Source organism: Cellulophaga sp. F20128 (genome assembly GCF_023015805.1).
Taxonomy (GTDB): domain Bacteria; phylum Bacteroidota; class Bacteroidia; order Flavobacteriales; family Flavobacteriaceae; genus Cellulophaga.
Genome location: NZ_JALKBA010000007.1, coordinates 13,905 through 38,404, shown reverse-complemented (window position 1 = coordinate 38,404; position 24,500 = coordinate 13,905). Strand labels below are relative to the sequence as shown.

At 36.7% G+C, this 24,500-nt stretch carries 16 protein-coding genes; 10 read left to right on the top strand and 6 right to left on the bottom strand.

What is annotated here, in order from left to right; translation table 11 throughout:
- Positions 1–452: 452 nt before the first annotated feature.
- The 3 genes from MWU65_RS08790 to dinB all read right to left on the bottom strand — a co-directional run bounded on the left by MWU65_RS08790 (position 453) and on the right by dinB (position 5,319).
- Positions 453–857, bottom strand: a complete 405-nt coding sequence (locus MWU65_RS08790) for a response regulator (protein WP_247077080.1) — start codon at positions 855–857, stop codon at positions 453–455.
- 257 nt (positions 858–1,114) lie between these two features.
- On the bottom strand, positions 1,115–4,102 hold the full coding sequence (gene dnaE / locus MWU65_RS08785) for a DNA polymerase III subunit alpha (protein WP_247077078.1): 2,988 nt from the start codon (positions 4,100–4,102) through the stop codon (positions 1,115–1,117).
- Positions 4,102–5,319: a DNA polymerase IV gene (dinB, locus tag MWU65_RS08780; RefSeq protein ID WP_247077075.1), complete on the bottom strand. Its 1,218-nt coding sequence runs from the start codon at positions 5,317–5,319 to the stop codon at positions 4,102–4,104. The genes dnaE and dinB overlap by 1 nt, the downstream gene beginning before the upstream one ends.
- 102 nt (positions 5,320–5,421) lie before the next feature.
- Between dinB and MWU65_RS08775 the strand changes: the two genes are divergently transcribed.
- Positions 5,422–6,225, top strand: coding sequence for an SOS response-associated peptidase family protein (locus MWU65_RS08775; RefSeq protein WP_247077073.1), 804 nt, complete (start codon positions 5,422–5,424; stop codon positions 6,223–6,225).
- Positions 6,226–6,285: 60 nt separating this feature from the next.
- On the opposite strand, the gene MWU65_RS08770 is transcribed toward MWU65_RS08775, so the two are convergent.
- Complete coding sequence (locus MWU65_RS08770; protein ID WP_247077071.1) at positions 6,286–7,185, bottom strand: nucleotidyl transferase AbiEii/AbiGii toxin family protein; 900 nt, start codon at positions 7,183–7,185, stop codon at positions 6,286–6,288.
- Positions 7,178–7,942 carry a type IV toxin-antitoxin system AbiEi family antitoxin gene (locus tag MWU65_RS08765; RefSeq protein WP_247077068.1) on the bottom strand — a complete coding sequence of 255 codons (765 nt, stop codon included), beginning with the start codon at positions 7,940–7,942 and terminating at the stop codon, positions 7,178–7,180. The genes MWU65_RS08770 and MWU65_RS08765 overlap by 8 nt, the downstream gene beginning before the upstream one ends.
- A gap of 89 nt (positions 7,943–8,031) precedes the next feature.
- Here MWU65_RS08765 and MWU65_RS08760 point away from each other — a divergent pair, with 89 nt between their 5' ends.
- Positions 8,032–8,226: a hypothetical protein gene (locus MWU65_RS08760; protein WP_247077066.1), complete on the top strand. Its 195-nt coding sequence runs from the start codon at positions 8,032–8,034 to the stop codon at positions 8,224–8,226.
- 202 nt (positions 8,227–8,428) lie between these two features.
- Here the strand turns inward: MWU65_RS08760 and MWU65_RS08755 are convergent, their stop codons facing one another.
- Positions 8,429–11,716, bottom strand: coding sequence for an amidohydrolase family protein (locus MWU65_RS08755; RefSeq protein ID WP_247077064.1), 3,288 nt, complete (start codon positions 11,714–11,716; stop codon positions 8,429–8,431).
- A 323-nt stretch (positions 11,717–12,039) separates the two neighbouring features.
- On the opposite strand from MWU65_RS08755, the gene MWU65_RS08750 reads away from it, so the two are divergent.
- From MWU65_RS08750 to MWU65_RS08715, 8 genes are all read left to right on the top strand, one after another.
- Complete coding sequence (locus MWU65_RS08750) at positions 12,040–12,273, top strand: Imm27 family immunity protein (RefSeq protein WP_247077062.1); 234 nt, start codon at positions 12,040–12,042, stop codon at positions 12,271–12,273.
- A 160-nt stretch (positions 12,274–12,433) separates the two neighbouring features.
- The gene (locus MWU65_RS08745) at positions 12,434–12,763 is read left to right on the top strand and encodes a nucleotide pyrophosphohydrolase (protein ID WP_247077061.1); all 330 of its coding nucleotides are present in this window, start codon (positions 12,434–12,436) and stop codon (positions 12,761–12,763) included.
- A complete protein-coding gene (locus MWU65_RS08740) occupies positions 12,763–14,955 on the top strand; it encodes a DNA/RNA helicase domain-containing protein (RefSeq protein ID WP_247077060.1) in 2,193 nt (730 codons plus the stop codon). The genes MWU65_RS08745 and MWU65_RS08740 overlap by 1 nt, the downstream gene beginning before the upstream one ends.
- Positions 14,956–15,139: 184 nt before the next feature.
- Positions 15,140–15,331, top strand: a complete 192-nt coding sequence (locus MWU65_RS08735) for a helix-turn-helix transcriptional regulator (RefSeq protein WP_188599600.1) — start codon at positions 15,140–15,142, stop codon at positions 15,329–15,331.
- Positions 15,324–17,522 carry a DNA cytosine methyltransferase gene (locus MWU65_RS08730; protein WP_247077059.1) on the top strand — a complete coding sequence of 733 codons (2,199 nt, stop codon included), beginning with the start codon at positions 15,324–15,326 and terminating at the stop codon, positions 17,520–17,522. Before MWU65_RS08735 ends, MWU65_RS08730 begins: the two co-directional genes overlap by 8 nt.
- A gap of 8 nt (positions 17,523–17,530) precedes the next feature.
- On the top strand, positions 17,531–19,777 hold the full coding sequence (locus tag MWU65_RS08725) for a hypothetical protein (RefSeq protein ID WP_247077057.1): 2,247 nt from the start codon (positions 17,531–17,533) through the stop codon (positions 19,775–19,777).
- 3 nt (positions 19,778–19,780) lie between these two features.
- Positions 19,781–22,072, top strand: a complete 2,292-nt coding sequence (locus MWU65_RS08720) for a DUF2357 domain-containing protein (protein WP_247077056.1) — start codon at positions 19,781–19,783, stop codon at positions 22,070–22,072.
- 1,184 nt (positions 22,073–23,256) lie between these two features.
- On the top strand, positions 23,257–24,462 hold the full coding sequence (locus tag MWU65_RS08715) for a site-specific integrase (RefSeq protein ID WP_247077054.1): 1,206 nt from the start codon (positions 23,257–23,259) through the stop codon (positions 24,460–24,462).
- Positions 24,463–24,500 lie beyond the last annotated feature (38 nt).

The following is a 24,500-nucleotide window of genomic DNA, read 5'->3' as shown; positions in this document are numbered from 1 at the left end:
AATGGGTAGAAGGGAGCTTAAAAAGTAGAAATCAGTAATGAAGTAAAAGCTATGCTATGGAAGATAAATTCTTAAACTTTTAAGAAAGTTGGTATTAAATAATTGGTGGATTTATAGGGGTAGTACAGTATTGTTTTAATGCTTTACAAATACTAGGGATTTTAGGTGCAGCGCTAAACCTTATAGTTGCGGTTGTCATGACGGATTAGAAACAGTTGTTTTGGAGCCGTTTTTGGTTTGTTGTATCCTGTTTTTCCGGGGGCTAAAACGAACATTCTGTTTTAGATTTGAGGTAGCGAACCGTTGCTGCCCTTTTAAAATACGGTTCTTCTTTTCTTGAAGCAATTTTAAAAAAGGAACAGACTAGGAGCCTTAGTACATTTTGTACAAACCTTAGTTCCCGATCATACGGCCATATCTCCAATGCTAGCCTATCTCAAGTGCATATACACTTATAGGAAAAACTTATTAGATACCGACTCTCCTATAAGTTCTCGCATCTGATCGGCATTGATAGGTTTGCTAACAAAACCTTTTACAAATTGTGAGAACTCCTTGGCTAGGGCCTTATCTGCTTCAGACACAGAAGAGGTCACTATGGCGACATCAATGTTTGTAGAGAAATCCTCGAGCACCATAAATTCTAAGAACTCAAAACCTGTCATTTCTGGCATATGGATGTCTAGTAGTATTAAAATAGGTTCGGTTGTTGCAATGCGATAACGCACATGGTCCAAAGCCTTTTCTGGATTGGTGAAATTAATTGCTTTGTCATCTACCCCTAGTTCTTTGAGGCTAACACGGTGAATAAAATTCACTATCTCCTCATCGTCTACTAAATATATCTGAGAATACATACTACTGCGTTTTTAATTGGTTAGTTAAAAGTATTTATTAATCTGGTTTGTTTCAAAATATGTTGTGAGATATTAAATAAACAACGTCGATTTTTTATGTTGTCAAAAACAATCTAAAACTCCAAGCAAATTTACTTTGATTTTTTACTCAGAAATAATTTTCCTTAACTAATATAGTAATTTTTTTTTGCTCTAAACAATCTATTTACCCTATAGGATTATTCACTGGTTGATTTTATTAAGGATATGGCGGTTTTTTACACCTTCAAACTCTTAAAAGTAGGCCTCTCCGAAGCTCTTGGATCCGACTGCAAGGCTATTTTTTTAGTCCAAATGGCATCCAAACTATAATGTCCAAACTCTTCGGTAACCCTGCCATAACAGGCATAAACCCCTATACCGCGAATGGGGTATTTATCAACCACCTTGGTAAAGTGTACCACATCAAAATAATCGCCAGATTTATCTATAAAAGTGCTAAACCGCATGTTTTTATTGTTCTTGGTGGTATTAAAGCGGGTGTTCACCAAAATCCCATACAGTAAAATTTCTTTGTGTAGATACACAGGCATATCTACAGCCATAGTAGTACTCTCCATTTTTTCAGCTATGAGATCAAAATAACTGTAGAGCGGAAACCCCAATAATTCCAGTTGGTCATAGGCATCTTCTAACCAGGAATGTTCCAATTCGGGGAGAATAAAATGCTTGTGCTTTGTCGCAAACAGACTGGGGTGGTTGGACTGCCTTTTTTTGGCATTCAATTTAAAAATAGCCTGCCAATGCAATTTGTTTTTGGGGATGCCTGTAAAGGCAAAAGCTCCAATCCGGATAAGGATAGAAAGTTGTTCAATGCTAATAATAACCCGATCTATAAAATCATCAAAAGACGTAAAAGCCCCATACAATTGCCGTTCTGTTAACAGCCGTTGCACCACCAAATGCTCTAGGTTTTTTAGATAGCCAAAACCCAAATAGATGTGTTTCCCTTTAATGGTATTGTGGTGATCGCTTAAATTAATACAAGGCGGGTGTATGGTTGCGCCCCACATACGGGCTTCGTGTATATAGTGTTCTGCACTGTAAAATCCGCCACCATTATTAAGAACGGCCACCATAAACTCTAAGGGGTAGTAGCATTTTAAGTACATGCTCTGGTAGCTCTCTACGGCATAGGAAGCTGAATGTCCTTTGGCAAAGGCATAGCCGGCAAAACTTGCTATTTGCTCCCAAACCTCGGTGGTTAAGGCATCGGAATGCCCTTTGGCCTTGCAATTGGCTTTAAACTTCTCTTCTACGCGTGTAAATTCTTCGCGCGACCTGAATTTGCCACTCATGCCCCTACGCAAAACATCGGCTTCTCCTAGATCCAAATCCGCAAACTGATTGGCGACTTTTAACACATCTTCTTGGTACACCATAATCCCATAGGTTTCGGGCATAATCTGTGCTAAAATAGGATTGGCCTGCTTGCGTCGACTGGGTTCTCTATGGCGTTTAATATATTCGTTTTTCATTCCAGAGCTCGATACCCCAGGGCGAATCACAGAACTGGCTGCTACCAAACCCAAATAATCGTTTACGCCTAGCTTGCACATCAATCCTCGCATAGCAGGCGATTCTACATAGTAAGCACCTATGGCCTTGCCCTTGCTTAGGAGTGCATTGATGTTTTTGTCCCTTTTAAATTTTTCAACCTGAGTGATATCAATTTCTGGGAGTTCGGGCCTGTTTTCTTTGATAATGTCTATGGCTTCTTTAATTTTTGCCAAGCCCCGCTGCCCTAAAATATCAAACTTAAAAACACCCACATCTTCGGCGATGATCATATCAAACTGTACTGTAGGAAAACCTTTGGGCGGTAAGTCTGTGGCCGAGTAATAATGTATGGGTTTGTCTAAGATTAAAATCCCGGCAGAATGCACACTAATATAGTTTGGAAAACCTTTGATGAGCGCACAGTATTTTAAGACCAGTTTCCCCATTTCATCGATTTCGTTCATGGAAAAATGCCCCTTACACAGCTTGTCTATTTCTTCTTTTGGCAGGCCAAAAACCTTGCCCAATTCCCGTACAACAGCCCTGTATTTAAAGGTGTTGTAGGTAGCCAAGAGGGCGGTATTTTTAAAGCGTTTAAAAATATGAGCGGTTACATCTTCCCGGTCTTTCCAGCTAAAATCGATATCAAAATCGGGCGGAGAAACGCGGTAGGGATTAATAAAACGTTCAAAATACAGATCTAGCTCTATAGGGTCTACATCGGTAATCCCAATAATATAGGCCACAATACTATTGGCGCCACTACCACGCCCCACATGCAAATACCCTTTGGAGTTGGCATAGCTTACAATCTCATGGTTGATTAAAAAATAGGACACAAAATCCATTTCTTTAATGGTCTTCAATTCCACTGCCAATCGGTCACTAACCGCCTTGGTGATGGTGGTGTATCGTTTGGGGAGTCCAGCCTCACAAAGTTGTTTTAGATAGTCATAATCGGTTGCTTTAGATTCACCAAAAACTTGCTGATTCTGCGAGATCCTACTTTCACCAAAACCAAAACTGATCTGGCATTGCGCCATGAGGTTTTCGGTGTTTTTTATAATGTTGGGAAAGTCCTTATAGGTTTCTAGCAAATCGGCTAGGGGGAGCATCTGTTCCGAAGGTCGACCTTGTTCTGTTTGCTGTAGCTTGCTTAAAAGGGTGTTGTTGGCAATGGCGCGTAAGAGTCGGTGTGCATTAAAATCTCTTTTGTTCCGGAAAGTGACTGGCTGTTGAATGACGAGCTTGTCTTGGAACCGTTTGTATTTGGAAAAAGGCAATCGCTTTAGGTCTTCTATAGAGATACCGATAAATTCGTCTACTCTAAATTCGGTTTTTTCAAGCTGTAAGACCTTTTCAAAAGGGTAGATGATAAAAGTAGCTGCGAGTGCTGGGGCTTCTGGCGGTAAGGCTAGAGCCTTGTGCGAGTGGTGCGATAAAAATTCATTCAATGCCTGAAAACCTTCATTGCTTTTGGCGAGGCCTACGTACAATTGTTCGGCTCCCTTTCTAAAATCGATTCCCACAATGGGTTTTATATGGAGCTCTTCGGCCTTCCGAATAAAATTTAAACAGGCTGAGGTATTGTTGATATCCGTCAATGCCAAACAAGACACCCCATAGTCCTTGGCCATTTGCAAAAGGGTGACTTCTGAAAATGTGCCAAAACGCAAGGAGTAGTATGAGTGACAGTTGAGATACATTACTGTTTTCTATGGGCTAAGACTATGGGGGGTTCCCCACTAAACGGATTGTGAAAACGCCCTATGGTTTTTGCGCCCATAGCGGTGGCGCGCATCACACTTTTTTCGCCGTATTTTTTGCGAATATGATCCATAGCATCGTAGAGACTCAGCATTTCTTCGGTATCGTCAAACAGGTTTATTTGGTAGTTGCCCGTAACAATATCGCTGAATTTTACGCCTACCAATCGGATGAGTAAACGGCGGTTGTACAAGCGTTCAAACAATTCTATAATGGTGGGAATAAGAATATGGTCTGCACTGGTATAGGGTATTTTTAGTTGCTTGGAATAGGTCTGAAAATCGGAATAGCGCAGTTTTACCGAAACACAGGCGGTAAGTTTATCGGCCCGCCGCAATTGGTAAGCTAAATTCTCGGCCATTGCGGTGATGGTGGTGCGCAATTGCACCATATTTATAGTGTCTTTGGTATAGGTGCGTTCTGTAGAAATAGATTTGCGTTCGTGGAAAGGCACCAAGGGCGGACGGTCTATGCCGTTGGCGCGTTTCCAAATGGTTTGCCCGTGTTTTCCTAGGGCGCTAACCATCATTTCTACGGGCATGTCCTGTACAATTTTTACCTTGGTAATCCCTAGATTGCGCAAGGTCTGGTAGGTTTTTGTGCCTACCGATGGTATTTTCTGAATGGAAAGCGGGGCTAGAAATTGTTTTTCCAAACCGTAATCTACCCGCATTTGGTTGTTGGGTTTGGCTTCACCGGTTGCTACTTTGGAGACTATTTTGTTAGACGATAGGCCAAAGGAAATGGGCAAGCCGGTTTCCTTAATAATAGTATTTCGCAATTCGGTGGCAAACTTATAGGTGCCAAAAAATTTATCCATTCCTGTTAAGTCGGCATAAAACTCATCAATACTCGCTTTTTCAAAAACAGGCACCCGTTCCTTGATAATTTCGGTAACCGTTTGGGAGTGCTTGGTATAGGTGCTAGAATTACCTCTAATAACGGTTGCCTCCGGACATAATTGTCGCGCTAATTTCATAGACATGCCAGAATGTATTCCAAATTTCCTAGTTTCGTAGCTGCAAGCGGCCACAACCCCTCGGTCTCCCGTGCCGCCTACCAAAAGCGGACGCTTTAGCAGCTTGGAGTCTATGAGTCGCTCGCAAGACACAAAAAAAGTGTCTAAATCGAAATGGATGATGGCTTCTGTTTTCATTGGGATAATATCCTAGCTTATGGATTATTTCCAAATGTAATTTATAATTGAACAGCATGGAGCGCTAGCGCCATTTAATTGTCAACATTAACATTTGTACTCATGGGTATTTTAAAAAATGAGTATCTTGATTCCCCTAAAGCATACAGCATGTGTTACGGTACCCGAGTTGTTAAAAAAGCAAAAGAATTAGAGAACCATTATAAGATAACGGCCATCCGTGGTGGGTTGGCTGCCAATGTGGAACTCACCTACAATTACGCCAACGGCTTTGCACATCCTACGCTATGGATTATTCCCCAAGAGAAAAAAAGGAATATGATTCCGGTGCACTGGGGACTTATTCCGCCCTATGAGCTGGGCGCCAATGCCAAGGCATATTATGCAAAAACCATAAAATACGGTTCAGGATTAAATGCTAGATCTGAAAAATTGTTCGACTCCAACAACTACAAAAGCAGTGCGTTGACCAGAAGGTGTATTGTTCCTGTAGACGGCTTTTACGAACCCCATACGGCCCAGAAAAATGGGAAGGATTTTAAGGTGCCTTTCTATTTTCAGCGGAAGAATGAAACGCCTATAAATTTAGCGGGCATTTATGCGGTGACCAAAGATAAGATGGTCACCTTTAGCATCCTTACCAAGGAGGCAACACCCTTATTTGCGAAGATTCACAATAAAAAGTTCCGACGCCCGGTGATATTGCAAGATGACGATATAGACGTTTGGTTAGACGATACGCTAACCGAAAGTGATGTACAAAACGTTATGGATGATGATCTGCCGGATGAGCTTTTGCAAACCTATCCCATTAGCAAAGATTTGTACAAACGCAATGGAGCGGGGGATAGGCCCGATATTATTAGGCGGGTGGATTATAAGGAAGTGGAGATAGCGTATTGGTAATGTTTTGAGTATGGGTTTGCTCGTGGTTTCTTATATAAAGTTTTTTTTGTAATAAAGGTATTATTCGTATTCCAGCAGTTTTTTTAAGGCGATATGATATGTGTTAAACTTCTCTAAATTGTTCGCCTTAAGTTTTGTGAGGTTCTGCAATTTCCATTGTACGGCTGGAAATCGTTGAAAATCATACATACTCCAATTAGGGGTTAAGTTGCTAAAACTTATTAAAAACTCCTCGTCTTTAGCCGTTAAACTTTGCTGTATAGTGGTAATCAATGTTGCCCTAGTTTTTTCAAAGTCTTTGTAGGTAAAAGGTTCAGAGCTCATACCTTTAAACTGATTGGCTAGTACTTCTCTTTGGTCAATTAAGTTGGGTTGCAACATCTCGTTTATAGGTCTATTGCTGCTCAACAGAAGCAGTAGAAATCCTTTCTTTATTTCATCTGTGAACCCTTCGTTCTCTAATAGGTCTTTTACATCAAATAAATCTCTCGGATGTTGACGGTCAAGGGCAGCACAAATTTTACCGCCATATAGTTGACCCATAGGCACTACTGAAATTGCACAAAATGCATCAAATTCTTCTTGAGCTTTCTCACACAATGGTAACACGACAAGTTCATCTAGTATGCCTCTGTTTATTTGACTTACTTCCAATTTTATCTGTGCTTTGGCTGTAGTAAGCTGTAGTTTTAAAACCTTTTCCTGTAGTGTGATTTTTACACCTGGCAAAATTTTAGCAAGATTCACTTTAATATTCTCCAAAGCTGCAATTATTTTGCTAAGAGACGTACCTCTGTCTTCTATTGGAATGTAGGTTAAATCAATATCAACGGATAACCTAGGCATATCCCGGATAAACAAGTTAATGGCTGTACCTCCGTGTAGGGCGAAACATTTTTCTTTTGCCACCTCTGGTAATACTTGTAATAATAGTGCAACTTGATTTTTATAACTATTCATATTCTGCTAATGCTTTTGGAACAGTGATTCCGTATGCCGCGATGTAAACGCCATCTTTTACTAGAGAACGTTTTCCTTTTCCGATATCTATTTTTGCTACATCTATGTACGTAAACCAATCGTGATTTACTTTTTCTGCCATATATAAAAAAAGTCGTTTCACTTTTATAGAGGTACATTGCTCTAAAAGGTCTTGCACATGTTTTGGCCTAAGATTATTAAGCCCTTCCATTATTTCATAGCACTCTACAAGTTTTTGCTTCTTAGGTGCTAGGTATAAGCATTCTAATAGGGCTCTTATGGGATTAGATATTTGTAAGCTAAAGTTGCGCTGCTCCAAAGTCTGTAATCCAGATTTGGCAGGTAGAAATGATGAGCTAAAGTAATTTATTTTTACCTTCCAATTGTATGCCGTAAACCAGGCGGGTAGTTTTTCTTTATGGCCTCCAAACAATATGATTTGTTGTGTGGATAGTTCCAAGTAATGTGCTTTTCCTAGTAAAGATAAAGCTGTTTTTCCTCCTATATGGACACTTGATTCAGCCTGTTGTTGCAAAGCGTATATGGCACCTTCATATGTTGGGTTTTCTCCCACGCGCATCCAAGCCCCAGTGCCTAAGGAATAGAGCCAATTACTCTTTTTATAGCGATTTAACAATTGCGTAGAAAAACCATTTTCTGTTAGCCACGAGCTCAAATACACAGCTCCTGAAGGTTGAGCGCTTAGCAATTGGTTTATTTTTTGTTCTTTTCCCAAACTATTAGTTTCTATTTTTGGCTTTTATTAAACTGAAACAATTCAACAAAGTTTATATTATGTTAAATATACAAACTAATAGTTTGTGTATGGTATTTTTTTTAAACAAAAAAAATGAAGTGTCTTCAAACAAACATGAAAAGAGTCCAAACTTAAATGGTTCCGTGCGGTCATTTAGGCATGCTATCCAAAACGTCATGGATGATGATCTGCCGGATGAGCTTTTGCAAACCTACCCCATAAGTAAGGATTTGTACAAACGCAATGGAGCGGGTGGATTATGATGCCGTAGAGATCACATATTAATTCCTTTAATCAGCTATTGATCCAATTTTCCCCCATCAGTTTCTTTAAACCCTCTTTACCTTGCTAGGGCGTTCTAAATTATGTGCATTGCTACTGTTTACACAGAACGAATTCCATATCGTAGACCACTCCTTGTAGGCTGTACTATATGGTGTTTATCACTTAAGAAATGGATATAATTTAATGTGTGCAACCACCATGCATAAAACTCTGTGTCTCTTCATGCCATTCAAAACTTTGGTTATAGCCATGTGCTTCCCAATATAATTTTGGTTTTTCTTTTGAACGATTTCCTATTTCATTCAAGGTTTCAGCATCGTAAAGCCTACCATTTGCCATCACATAAGTGATATACTGTGTGTTTTCAATAGCTTCTAAAGGATTTTTATCTAAGACAATTAAATCAGCTAATTTTCCTTTTTCAAGTGAACCAATATCCTGTCCTGCACCAATATAATTTGCACCGTTAATGGTTGCCGCTTGTAATGCTTCAAGATTTGTCATACCACCGGCAGCAAGCATCCAAGTTTCCCAATGTGCACCTAAACCTTGTAACTGTCCATGTGCACCCATATTTACTTTAACACCAGCATCGCTTAAGTCCTTAGCCGTTTTTGAGACTAGGACATGTCCGTTTTCATATTCTTTTAAAGGAACCATGGTGCGATGTCTAGAACGACTGTCTACAATACCTCTTGGTGTAAAATTGAGTAGCTTTTCGTTTTCCCACACATTATCACGTTGGTAGTAAAAATACTCCCCATTTAAACCTCCATAATTAACGATAAGTGTTGGTGTATAACCCGAGCCACTTTTCCCCCAAATTTCCAACACATCCTTATAAACAGGTGCTACAGGAATGTTATGTTCAACGCCAGTATGGCCATCAATAACCATAGAAAGGTTTGCAAAGAATGTAGAACCACCTTCTGGAACCACATTAATACCTTGTTCACGAGCGGCTTGCAATACTTGTTGACGTTGCTCACGACGTGGTTGATTGTAACTCTTTACGCTCTTTGCACCAAATGCCTTTGTACGTCTTATACTGCTTCTTGCATCATCAATAGTATTAATGACGGCTTTAAAATCACCATCGGCGCCATAAAGGATAAAACCAGTAGAGTAGAGTCGTGGGCCTATGAGTTGTCCACTTTTTTGAAGTTCAGATAAGGTAAAAACGGTTTCCGTATTGGCTGAAGGGTCATGAGCCGTGGTCACCCCAAACGCTAGATTTACCATAAACTGCCAGTTGGCTTGTGCTGGTAAACCCGTACGAAAAGCACCGATGTGCGCATGGGCATCTACGAAGCCCGGCATAATTGTTTTTCCAGTGGCATTATAGGTTTTGGCATCGCTAGGTACCTTAATTTTTGAAGCCTCGCCAATGGCTTCAATCTCGTCACCATTAATGACTATGGTTCCATTTTCTATCACTTGGTCACCGTTCATGGTTATAATACGAGCGTTTGTAAAAGCAATTCTTCCATTCGATTTATCAACCTTAGATGATAAGCTTATTTTGCTGCCGTTTTCTGGCATTTTCGTTGCCTCATCTGGACCACCATCCAAGAAGGTAAATTTCTCATTCAGGCTATTACTAAAATATTCATCGCCCAATGTCCACATTACCTTTTGGCTATCTGCACTCCAGTGTATGTTTACGCCAGCATCCTTTGCAATTTGTTGTACAGGAATCGCTTTGCTGTTCCCATCAATGGTTAAGGCTAGTCCGTTCATGACCAATGGTGCAATATACACTTTGTGCAAGTTTGAAAAAGCCACCCATTTATTATCTGGACTTGGAACAATGTAATTGGCATATTTTGAAATCACATGCTCACGCACATCATTTCCATTTAAATTTACACTAATCAATTTTTTGGTGAGGTTGCCAAAATACGTGCCTCCCGTTTGTAGGAAGATGCGTTTGTCATCCATGCTAAATCTAGGGTTTTCGCCTTCGGTAGTCACTTTAGTACTATGTTGGCCGGTTAAAGACATTGTATAAATTCCAGCACCTTTGGTGAACGAGTTTCCTTGGTCACTGTTGCCACCTTCTTTTCGGAAAACGATTTTAGAGCCGTCATTACTATACCTAGGGGTTCTGTAAATTCCTTTTTCTGACGAAATTTTGGTAGCCGCACCACCCGTACTGCTAATTTTATAAATGGCTCCTTTTTCAATATCATTCCAGCTTACGTAGATAATTTCCTTTCCGTTAGCAGAAAATGAAGGTTCAAATTCAAAGTCTGGGTTCGTAGTTAATCTCGTTGGGGTACCATTGGGTAGTTCCATTTTATAGAGATGACCCAAGGCACTAAATACAACGGTTTTTCCGTTAGGCGATGTTTTTAAATCGCGGATGACTTTTGCTGTAAAATTATCACGTTCAATAGGTGTTGCCGTATGTACTATTTCGGCTAAATCAATGTTTACGTCAACTTCAAAAGGGATGTTAGCCACTTGAAGCGATTCCGTATTAATCTTCTTTATTTTCCCTTCACTCCAAATTACAATATCTTGGTTGTTAGGCATCCAATTAAAATTAGGATACACCCCAAAAATTGCCCAAGCTTCTTGTTGGTCTTTGCTTAATTTGTCGTACACAGGGAATTCTTCACCCGTCTCTATAGTATGAATGTATAGGACTGATTTTTCTCTAACGCGTTTAATAAAGGCCAATTTTTTACCATCTGGAGATAGGGTAGGGCGTGCAGCGCCACCAGGGCCACCCGTAATGGTTTCCGTTTTTCCATCTTCAAAATCGTAACGCTTTATGACATAGATCTGACTGTTGGGATCCTTGTTGTACTCAAAACTTCCGCCAGGATATACATCTTCAGAATAATATAAATAGGTCCCATCTAAGGACGTAAATGGTTCGTTTACATCTTGTTGGTCGTTTTTACGCTTTGTTAATTGTAAGCCACTACCGCCAGTTTTATGGTATTGCCACATCTCACCAGCGCCAAGGCTCCTGCCAGATGTAAAGTGTTTTCTAGCAATGAGGTAATCCCCATCTGCCGTCCATACGGCATTATTGAGTAGTCTAAAGGTTTCTTTAGTCACTTGCTTGGCATTAGAGCCATCCGTATTCATAACCCAAATATTATCGCCACCCCCGGCATCACTAGTAAAGGAGATGTGTTTTCCGTCTGGACTAAAGCGAGGTTGAACCTCAAAAGGAATTCCGCTACGAATCACTTTTGCTTTTCCACCAGAAATAGGCATGCTATAAATATCGCCAAGCATATCAAAGACAATGGTTTTGCCATCTGGACTTACATCTAGATTCATCCAAGTGCCTTCAGTAGTGGTGAAGGAATGTGTCTTGTAATTAAAATCTTTTCCAGGAGCAGAAACATCCCATGTAGCCTTCTCTTTATTGGAATCATTCTTTTTGTTCTTTTGTGCAGAAAGGGAGAAGGTAATAAGGATACATAATAGACTAATGATACGTTGCATTTGTGATTGGTTTTGTATAGGCTCAAAGATATTGAAATTATAGGAATAATAGCAAATGGCATTCATTCTAGACTTGCCAAAGACGGACGTACCATGTTTCCTATTTCCCAAATTCCATAATTTTAGCTGGACTTTTAAATCATTTCGTTCAAATACGGGCCTTGGAAATTAGTTGCTAGACAAAAACCTTCGCTGTCTTTTGTAGGGCTGTGGCGTTTGAGGGGGTGGAGGAGGTTGAGTATTTGTAATGTTTAAGAATAGGTTATCTTAGGGTATCCGAAAGAAGCATGGAAATAATACAAGCGTACACTTAGAAATCACTGATGAAAATTAAAGAAATCATAGGGAAATGGGAGTTTATAAATGGTGAAGTAATTACTGATGCCAATTGTAAACTCATAGCAGCAATGATTAAAAATGAGTTGCTTGAAATTGAATCTAGTGCAGATGGTTGGACAATTAAATATCAAGGCAGCCAAGGAGAAATTTGGGAACTGAGTTATCCCGAAAGTCATTTGCAAGGGGGCGGACCGCCAAAGCTTGTTCGAATAAAGTAAGAATTTCGGAAAGATAAAAAATCGAACAAAGCCGACGCTTTGGGATTTGTAGATTTTCTGTCAATCTACTGGTAGGCAGGTTTGTTTTTATTTGCTAAATTAGTTGCTTAATAGCGCATCTGCCATACTCAAATGTGATGTGTATCATTTAGAATAATTTATGAGTGACATAAAAGAATTAACAGATGCCCTAATTAAATTCAGAAACGAAAGGGATTGGGAACAGTTTCACAATCCGAAAGACCTTGCCGTTGCTCTTAATATTGAAGCAGGCGAACTTTTAGAAAATTTCTTATGGAAATCTTCTGAAGAAGCGGGCAAAGAAAAAGTAAAAGAAGAATTGGCAGATGTACTCGCTTATGCTTTCCTTTTAGCGGAAAAATATGGATTTGATGTTAAAGAAATTCTATTGGAAAAAATTAAAAAAAATGGAGAAAAATACCCAGTAGAAAAAGCAAAAGGAACCGCTAAAAAATATACAGAGCTTTAATGATTTCAACGCAAGTAACAGTAAATCATTATGATTTTGAAAATAGTCTATTTGAAAATTTCAGCAATAATCATTTTGCCAAAGACCTTTGGCCGCTAGTATATATCCTGAGTGATGGTGAAACCAAAACAGCTTATATTGGTGAAACCACGGACGCCTATTCTAGAATGGGCACTCATTTAAAGCACAAGACTAAAAGTATCCTTACATCTGTTCATTTAATCACTAGTGAAAAATTCAATAAGTCAGCTACTCTAGATATAGAATCCAACCTGATAAAATACATGTCAGGAGATAATATGTTCAAGCTGTTAAACGGAAATCTTGGTCTGGCGAATCATAATTATTATCAAAAGAAAGAAGTCTATTGGGATATATTTAATACAATTTGGAATCAACTTCGGGCAGAAGGTATCTCTAAACATTCTATTGAACACATTGATAACTCTGACCTATTTAAGTATTCACCCTATAAAAGCTTAACGAAAGAACAAAGTCAAGGCCTTCTTCAAATTTTGCAGAGTCTAGTAACTGGTAAAAATGACAATATCATTGTAGAAGGAGGAGCTGGGACAGGGAAGACAATTTTAGCAATTTTTCTTTTTAAAATGCTGTCTAGTGAACTAGAGGATTTTAGTTTTAATGAATTTGGTACAGAAGAAAAGGTTTTTATTGATTTGGTAGACCAAATAAAAAAGGTTCTTCCCAATCCTAAAATGGCATTGGTGGTACCTATGTCTTCATTTAGAACTACCCTAAAAAAAGTCTTTAAAAATATTAAAGGATTAAGTGCAAGTATGGTTATTGGTCCAGCACAGGTGAGTAAAGAAAAATATGACCTGCTTGTTGTGGATGAATCCCATAGATTAAGACGTAGGGTAAATCTAGGTGCCTATTTTGGAGCTTATGACAAAGCTTGTCTGGCATTGAATTTAGACAAACACAATTCAAGTGAATTAGATTGGGTTATAATGCAGTCTAAGAATACCGTTTTATTCTATGATGAAGGGCAATCAATTAAGCCATCGGATGCTAAAAAAGAGGATTTTGACCTCCTCAAAGAAAATAAGCAAACTTCTATACTTAAGTTAAAGTCTCAGTTTCGAGTAAAAGGAGGAAATGCCTACGTAGATTATATAGACGCTCTGTTACACACAAGATTAAGGGAAGAAGCTCCAAAATTCAATTCAAAGGAGTATGAGTTTACATTGTTCGATTCGCTAGAAACAATGATAGAACAAATAAAATTACGGGATAAAGAAAGTGGACTTTCACGACTTATTGCTGGTTATTCTTGGGCTTGGATATCAAATAAAGATAAAGATGCTTTTGACATTAAAATAGACGATGTACAACTAAAGTGGAACGGAACAGCCAATGATTGGATAAATTCAGAAGGGTCTATAAACGAAGTGGGATGTATACATACTACGCAAGGGTATGATCTTAACTATTCAGGAATAATATTCGGAAACGAAATATCATTTGATCCTGAGACAAAAGAAATCATTGTTAATGAGGAAAACTACTTTGATAAAAATGGCAAACAATCCATTAAAGACCCCAAGGAACTAAAAGCTTTTATTATAAACATTTATAAAACAATTATGCTTAGGGGGATTAAAGGCACCTATGTTTATGTCTGCGATCCTTTATTGAGGGAATATTTTAAAACTTTTATCCCGAACTATAAATCTGAACAGCCTATAACAAAAATCGTATTCAAAACGGAAAATATAAAACCGTTTGAAAATGCCATTCCACTATATGATCTTCAAGTTGCCGCTGGAAACTTTGGTGAAATACAACAAGTTGAAGAGGTAAATTGGCTTAATATTCCTGATAAAATTAAACCTAGTAAAGACTTATTTGCGTGCCAGGTAGTTGGGGAGTCTATGAATAAAGTAATCCCAAATGGGACTTACTGTTTATTTAGAAAATACTCTGGCGGTTCTAGGAATGGGCAAATAGTTTTGGTTGAACATACCAATATTCATGATTTGGATTTCGGTTCTTGTTATACCGTTAAAGAATATGAAAGTAAAAAATATGAAGATGAGAATGGTTGGAAACACCAATCCATTATTTTAAAACCTTTATCAACAGATAATACTTATGAAAATATAATACTAGAAGATGAAGATTTATCATCATTTAAAGTTGTCGGTGTTTTTGAAGGTGTATTGGAATAAAAACCCATTAGCAAGGATTTGTAAAACGAACTCCAAGGCTACTACCAAATATTCTATATGCCTACTGTTTTGTAGGTTCCTTTTTTTACCTCTCACTTTTATGAAATGATAACTTTAGTACTCATGTAATGAGATGATAAATTATTATTCCTATTTTGTACGCTGAATTAAACAATTCAAAAAAATGAACCGAATAAAAGAGGTTTTAGAAGAAAAAGGTATTAAGCAAATTTGGTTAGCTGAACAGTTGGGTAAGAGCTACAATATGGTAAACTCATATGTTCAAAATAGAAGACAACCAAGTATTGAGTGTTTATATGAAATCGCTGAGATATTAAACATCAGTGTAAAAGAACTACTAGTTGAACATGAATGAAAAATTAAAAGTATATGGCCTTTTCACTGGAGGAGGAGGTTTAGATATTGGTTTCAAAGAAGCTGGGTTTGAAATTATAGGAGCTTCTGATATATGGAAGGAAAGTGAAAACACAATGAATTTAAATTATCCAGATATTCCATTTATATGTAAAGACATTACAACTCTGACCTCACATGATATATTGGAAAGTACAAATGGTGTTAAGCCAGATGTAATTATTGGAGGGCCTCCTTGTCAAGGCTTTTCTGTAATGGGCGATAAAAATTCGGCAGATCCAAGAAATGTATTATTTGAAGCTTACTCTCGCCTTGTTGACGATTTAGAGCCTAAATGTTTTGTTTTTGAAAATGTAAAGGGGATTAAATCTATGTTCAAAGGAAGATATTTAAACATGGTTGCTAACAGTTTTTCAAAAATTGGATATGATATATATCTAAAAGTTTTGAATTCTAAGGATTATGGTGTTCCGCAAAAAAGAGAGCGTGTGATAATTGTGGGGACTAAGGTAAATAAGCTTTTCAAGTACCCACCACAAAGCAATGATTCTATTGGCATTTTAAAAGCGAAAAAGAATGTTCAGGAAGCTATCGGTGATTTAATTAAAAAAGATGAAAAATTCCCTAATCATTTAGCACTTACACATGGAGAAATAGTTCTAAAGCGATATAAACTTATCCCTGAGGGAGGCAAACTTCCCCCACCAGAAGAATTGCCAATTGAAATTAGACGTAAAAACTTTGGAAATACATATGTCAGACTACATAGAAAGGAATTAGCTCCTACTATGGTTCCTGGTAACAATGCCTTTCCCGTTCATCCTACTTTGGATAGAAGTTTAACACCAAGAGAAGCAGCTAGAATTCAAACTTTTCCTGATTCACACATTTTTACAGGAGCACGAAAAGAACAGTGTATTCTAGTTGGAAATGCCGTACCTCCTTTAATGGGTGCTCATATTGCAAGAGAACTTAAAAAACATATCTTGGATAAAAATTACAACGGTTCAGAAGAGAATTTACTGTTAAAAAGAAATAGTTTGATTGAAAAAAATGTAATTAATAAATCCGAAAACAAACTTAGCTTCATTGATTTATTCTCTGGAGCAGGCGGAATTGGGATAGGATACGAACAAGCTGGATATCAACATGTGCTTAGTGCAGACTTTGATCCAGGTGTTGCAAAGACTTTCAGACACAACCACAAAAACGTACCTTTTATTGAAGGTGATTTATCTAATGAATCAATTTTTGAGAATGTAAAAAATGTTGTGGGAAATAAGGAAATTGATGTTATTGTAGGTGGTCCACCATGTCAAGGTTTTTCAATGTTTGGCAAACGAAGGTTTGTGAAATCACAATCGCACAATCCACATGATGACATAAGAAATGATTTAATATTTACCTACTTAAAATACGTAGAGGAATTTAATCCTAAATGGCTAATGATGGAGAATGTCGCTGGTTTAATCAACTTAGCAGATGGGTATTTCCTAGAGAATTTTATAGAAAGAGTAAAAGAATTAGGTTACAACAATTATGATTACAAAATCATTAATACAGCTGATTATGGAGTGCCACAAAAAAGAAAACGTTTCATTTTTCTAGCTAACAGAACTGGTAATATTATACCATGGCCTAAACCTAAATTTTATTCAAAACCTGAAGATTGGGAAAAACCGTATAGGAGCATAAATCAAGTAATAACAGGGTTAGAAACAGATAAGTCACAAACCAAATTTAAAAATCACATTCCAATGAATCATTCACCAGAAGTTGTTGAGCGATTTTCTTATATAACCGAAGGGTGTAAAATAAATCCTGATGATTTACCCGAACATTTAAAATACAGTAGAACTGGCAAGCTTATAAAGAGCTTTAGCAAGGTGTTATTTAGATTAGACCGAAATCAACCCAGCCACACTCTTGTTCCTGGGCATAGTGCGTTCCCTATACATCCGTGGCTTGATAGACAGCTTACGGTAAGAGAGGCTGCAAGAATTCAAACATTTCCTGATTCAATTGAATTTTTAGGAAATCATGGACAACAATGTAAACAAGTTGGTAATGCATTTCCTCCTATGGCAGCTGAAGTATTTGCGAATGCAATTAAAAAGGCCATTGTTAATGATTGGAAGGAAGAGAACTTAAGTGGGTTAGTGCATTATTCTTTCGTTGATAAAAACAAGTAAAAAAACAGATGGGACAGGTAAACGATTTTGAACAATATTTGAAAATAAAAGGTAAAAGTGAATCCACAGTTAATAGTTATATAGGCGCTTTTAAATTAATCAACCAAATTGCTAAAGAGAATAATATTCCTGAAATAGAAAGTTGGGAAACTTCAAATGTAGAAGAATTTGCTCATCAGATCAAAAAGGATCAATCCTTTATAGACCGTAACACATCTGGGAACAATATGTATTCGGCCGCTTTAAATCATTATATAAAGTTTATGGAAGTAAAAGAAGATACGACCCTATTTAAAATTCCACCAATTATACCTTTTGAAAATTTTAAATGGAGATGGGCAGTAACTACTCCAAGCGAGGGAATAAATTCGCCCGAAATATTAATTGGAGTATTACGCATACTATACAAACATAATGGTCAGAAGCATACTACACAAGAGTTTCAAGATGACCTTTTAGAACTACAAACCGAACTTGAAACTAGAATTGACTTAGCAAAGGTAGATAGAGGATTAAATAAAAATATAATTGAGAATTCTGGGCAATATTGGAAGGCACTTAAGCTACTAGAAAATTCTACTGGAGGCATAATTAACCTTACTCGCCTAGGGATTTCAATGGCAGAAGATAATCCTAGTTATGACGACTTCATTAGACATTTATATTCAAATTTTACGTTGCCCAACGTTCATATAGAATCAAACGAAATCATTCAAGAATGGCGTGTCAACAACATCGAAGTATCACCTATTAAATTGATATTTAATATTTTATTCGAGATCAAACGCCAATCTAAATCACCGTCTAACTGGTACATATCTCCGGAAGAACTTAAGGATATAATTATTCCACTTTCAGTGTATTCAAAATTACCTATGAGACAATATGTTAATGAAATATTTGGCTATAGAAGTAACACGCAACCATATAAATCATGGCCCAACTGTACGCCTGGTGATAATGATTTTAGAATGGTAAAAGAATATTTACTGTTCCTCTCGAATTTTGGATATCTTGATTTGATAGAATTAAAAGATAAATCCAAGCGATATTATTTGAATTCAAAAAGTATAAACGTTCTTGAAAAAGATTATGAGCCAATTGTTAATGAAATTGATATTAAAAATGATTTAATAAAGCAAATATCATTTGACATCAAAAGTTTTCAAGCTGATTGTAAAAGTGCTGGTTTAGTATACACAGACAAACTCATTACTCGATTTGTTAGCTCCCTTCTGACCAAACCATTTGTCATCTTAACGGGTTTATCCGGATCAGGTAAGACTAAGTTATCCCAAGCCTATGTACAATGGATTTGTCAAGAAGAAAGTCAGTATCGCATTATTCCGGTAGGCGCAGATTGGACCAATCGAGAACCGTTGCTCGGCTATCCTAACGCATTAAAACCGGAAGAATATGTAAAGCCTGATAGTGGTGTAATAGACTTGATATTACAAGCAAGCTCCAATCCTGAACTTCCGCATTTTCTGATATTAGATGAGATGAATTTGAGTCATGTTGAAAGGTATTTTGCGGATTTTCTAAGTGTAATGGAATCGAATGAAGAAATTCCACTTTATGCTGATGGTACTGTGGATAATGGTGTTCCTTCAAAACTTAAAGTTCCAGCAAATTTATTTATAATAGGCACAGTAAATATTGATGAAACCACCAATATGTTTAGTCCAAAAGTTTTAGATAGAGCGAATACAATAGAGTTTCGCATTAATAATAGCGAAATGGAAGGTTTCCTTGGCAAAGCAAACGATCTAAATATGAAAGCTTTGTTAGCTAAAGGAGCAAATATGGCTCAAAACTTTATAAGTCTTTCAAACATCAAATCGTTTACCACCAAAGACCTAGATGTAATCACTAAAACACTACTTAATTTCTTTGGTGAATTACAAAAAACAGGTGCAGAGTTTGGTTATAGAAGTGCTTCTGAGATTCTGAGATTGATTAATCAATTAGATACTTTAAACAATGTACTAACGACTTCTGAAAAGTTAGATATTGCTATTATGCAAAAGTTACTTCCAAAGCTTCATGGTTCAAGAAGAAAGTTATCTCCGATCCTAGAGACTTTAGGCGGTTTTTGTTTGACAAAGGATTTAAAGGTGGTTAAAGATGTTTTCGATAAAGTTGATTTTGATTACTCAAATGATAAGGTACTATATCCACTGTCTTTAGAAAAAATTGCAAGGATGTATAAAGGAGCAGTAGATAATGGATTCGCAAGTTATGCTGAGGCTTAGAAGATGAAAGAATTATCTGAAATAGAAATAAATTTAGATTCCGTTCAAGAAGGATTAAAACTTTGGATCAGTTCCAAAAGAGACGGAACCTTATTTGATGGAATTGAAACAGCTATTGAAAATAATGAAGCTCGCTTTCAGTTAATTGAGGGGTGTTATTATGACTATGAGATAAGTGACAATCAATTTATGCTTGGTGATATTAGTGATAATATAATTCAACAGCATAAACGTAAATCGAACATAGGTACAATCTCACCAAATATATTCGTTGGAACACTAGAGATTCCTTTATTAAAAAAAGACAATCAAGAAAATTTTGGATCAATAAAATTAGAAATTCAATCCGTTAAATCTGGCTATCGAGATGATTACAGGGACATGCTCGAAATCATCACAGAGAAATGTACTGATTTACTTTTACAGTCTAATTCTCCAGTTTCTCATCATTTTGATGTTGACTTTTCTAAAGATAGTCAAACACTATATCAAAAATTTGCCTTCATTAAATCCATAATTAATTCGGCAGAGTTTAAGGATGCTATTCATAGAATAGTGACAGCACCTGTAACCAAATGGACTGACGCATATGAAGAAAAAGATATTAGAAGTGTAAGAAGGTTTTCTAATAGCAATGTAAAAGAATTAGTTAAAGGTGGAAAAAGAACGAATTTACCTACCGGTCATTATTTAGAAAGTTGTGGTTTAAAAACACTTCCTGAAAGAATTACAAGTCTCCGTAAAACAGATTCAGTTGATACACCAGAAAATCGCTTTATTAAACATGCTTTAGAAACATTTTTAAAGTTTTGTTCCGATATCAAAAAAGCTGCTCCTAAAGCTTCAAATCTTGATTCTGAATCAAATTTATTAATAAGAGAGTTAGAGTCTCAATTACACCATTCTGTTTTTAAAGATATTTCTAGACCAACAACTTTAAAATTGAATAGCCCTATCCTCCAGAGAAAAGAAGGTTATAGAGAGGTTTTAAGAACATGGCTAATGTTTGAACTAGCAGCCAAACTGATTTGGCAAGGAGGCGAAGATGTGTATGGAGCAGGAAAAAAGGACATTGCTACACTATATGAATATTGGCTCTTCTTTAAACTACTAGACTTATTTCAAGAACTCTTCGAAATAGACCCTAAAGATATTTCAGAACTAATTAAGCCCTCAAAAGATGGTCTAAACCTTCAAATTAAACAAGGTAAATATACTGCATTGAAAGGTGTCTTTGAAACGGACACTAGAAAATTGAACATTCAATTTAACTATAATCGATCATTCAGTGGAAAGAAAGAATATCCGGATTCCGGAAGTTGGACTACAACATTAAGACCAGATTACACACTATCATTCTGGCCATTTGGTATTTCGGAAAAAGAAGCTGAAAAGCAAGAATTAATAGTTCATGTTCACTTTGATGCAAAATATAAAATAGCCAATCTAACTGATTTTATTGAGCAGAATACTGCAAAAGATTTAGATGAAGAAAAAACAGAGAACAAAAAAGGAATCTATAAAAATGCTGATTTAATAAAAATGCATGCCTATAAAGATGCCATTAGAAGAACTGGTGGTGCCTATGTTTTATATCCTGGAGATAAATCACTAAACAGAAAAGGTTTTCACGAGATTATACCTGGATTAGGAGCTTTCCCTGTTAGACCATCAAAAACGGATAGTGGAATTGGGGAACTTAAGTCCTTCATTATAGAAATTATTGAACACTTTGTTAATAGAGCTTCGCAAAGAGAAAAACTTGCTTATCGCACTTTTGAAACATATAAAACACCTCCTAGGCAAAGTGATATTGTAAAAGAATCATTACCAGAACCCTATAATGAAAACAGAGCGTTTATTCCAGATGAAACTTTTGTTTTAGTTGGATATTGTAAATCAGAGGCTCACTATGACTGGATTAACAAAAAGCTACTGTATAATTTTAGGATGAATAATGACAGAGGGGCTTTAAAACTTAATCAAGAAACATTGAGTGCAAAATATTTGCTGTTACATATAAATGGTGAAAGTTCGTCATCTAGAATCTTTAAAATTAAAAAGCCTGAATATAGAGTAACCAGCAAGAATACTTTAATGCGTTTGGATTATCCAAAACCTATGCAAGAAAGTTACTTGGTTGTACAGTTAGAACCTTGTTCAGTTAAAGAATTTGAATATCTATCATGGAATTTTAGAGCACTAAATAATTATAAGTCTGGAAGAGCTTCTGCAATACCATTTACTACTAGTTTGTCAGAGTTGATGAAAGTGAAAAATTTTACAAACAAATGATTCCCTGAAATTTAATCGTAGATGCTGTTCAGTAAAGCGCTTTCACTCTGAAGTTATTCGGTAATTACAATTTTATTTTTTAAATTAAGTATTGGATTCTTTCCTTCGTTTCACTACGGAAAGGGCCTTGGGGGAGCTTACAAAGGAAACCAAGGGCGCTACGCTATGGTTTTGTAATCGTACTTTTTGTTCTTAGGTTATCCCCTCTAGAAAGAGGGGACTAAGGGGTGTGTAAAGAAATGTTGGCTTAGGAGATCTAGTGTTCAGCTGGATTCTTTCCTTCGTTTCACTACGGAAAGGGCTTAAAGGGAGCTTACAAAGTAAACCAAGGGCGCGTAGCTTTAGTTTTGTAATGATGATTTTATGTGTTAGAAGGCCTGGATTCTTTCCTTCGTTACACTACGGAAAGGGCCTAAAGGGAGCTGTACAAAGGAAACCAAGGGCGCGTAGTTTTAGTTTTGTAATCGTAATTTTGTTTTTAGGTTCTCCCCTCTAAAAAGAGGGGACTAAGGGGTGTGTAAAGAATTGTGAGCCTAGGAGTATTAGTGTTTAGCTGGATTCTTTCCTTCGTTACACTACGGAAAGGGCCTAAAGGGGAGCTTTACAAGGCAAAGCCTACAACGCTAAAGCGTTGTGGTATTTTTTATGGCATCAAAAGCTAAAGCATTTTTTGCAATGATCATTTTATGTGTTAGAAGGCCTGGATTCTTTCCTTCGTTACACTACGGAAAGGGCCTAAAGGGGAGCTTTACAAAGTAAACCAAGGGCGCGTAGCTTTAGTTTTGTAATGATGATTTTATGTGTTAGAAGGCCTGGATTCTTTCCTTCATTGCATTTCGGAAAGGGCCTAAAGGGGAGCTTTACAAAGTAAACCAAGGGCGCTACGCGACCTTGTGTTTTTTGTTTGGTAAAAAAAGCTAAAGCAAGCTTCACTTTTTTTACCAAACAAAAAAACCAGCTATTTCTAGCTGGTTTACTTTGTAGCGGGAACTGGACTCGAACCAGTGACCTTCGGGTTATGAGTGTTTGATGCTTGTATGCTAAACTAATGCAAATACACTGAAATACAACGTGTTAATTAATGATTAATATTATTTAATATCAAATAATAGCAAACAAAACCAACAAATGTTGTACCTATGTTGTACCTAAAATGATTATCTTTATAATCTAATAGTTTTAATATGGCAACGGTAAGAGCAGTTTTGAGAAAAAAGAAGAATAAAGCTGGACGGTACCCTATTGCTATACGGATAACTAAAGACCGTAAAAGTTCTTTCCTAAATACGGGGCAATATATTGATGAAAAATTTTGGGACGAAAAAAATCGTAACGTTCGGAAGTCCCATCCAAACTCAAAGGTGCTCAATAATTTTATTGTCAGTAAAGTTGCAGAAGCTAATGATAAGGTTTTAAAATCTGAAATGAAACCAGAGTACGAATCAGTTGCAGAAATTAGAAACAAGATAGTAGAAAACAAGGGCTTTGATTTCTTTGTTGTTGCCAATATGCACCTTAAAAATCTTAAAAATAGAAATAAACATCATCAATATGATACTGAGTTTGGCCGCTTAAAAAAGTTTAAGGAATTTTTAGGTAAGGATGTGCTTCCTTTTAACAAGTTAAATGTTGTGTTACTAAAGAAATTTGAAACCTATTTAATACATAGCAAAAAGCTTTCCCCTAGAACGGTCGTTAACTACCTTATTTTAATCAGAACAATTTATAATCTTGCTATTGCAGAATCTATTACGGACAGAGGGCTATATCCTTTTGGTAAAGGCAAAATGACAATTAGAATTCCTGAATCTCAAAAAATTGGATTGAATATAGAAGAAATTCAAAAGCTAGAAGTGGTTAACAATCTTTCTGAAGCGCAACAGAATGCAGTTAATGTTTGGCTCATTAGCTTTTATTTTGCAGGTATTCGAGTTGCTGATGTCTTAAAGTTAAAATGGTCGGATATTGTTGATAACCGATTACTCTATCGAATGGACAAAAACAGTAAACTTGTTTCTTTGAAAGTTCCAAATAAGGCAAAGGTATTACTCGACATTTATAGAAAATTAGAAACTCCCAATAATCTTATATTCCCATATCTTGGAAGCACCAATTTAAGGGATTATGAAGAAGTTTCTGTAAGAATTCAATCCGTTACAAGAAACCTTAATCGATTATTGAAAAGAGCTTCAATACAAGTTGGGATCAAAAAAAATATGAGTATGCATATTGCAAGACATAGCTTTGGAAATATTTCAGGTGAGAAAATTCCAATTCAAATGCTTCAGAAACTTTATCGTCATTCCTCAATTACGACGACCGTAAACTATCAAGCAAATTTTATGCACAAAGATGCCGACGATGCATTAGATAATGTGATTAATTTTTAAATTAATCTCATCATCTATTCCGATTGGCTTTGTGGATT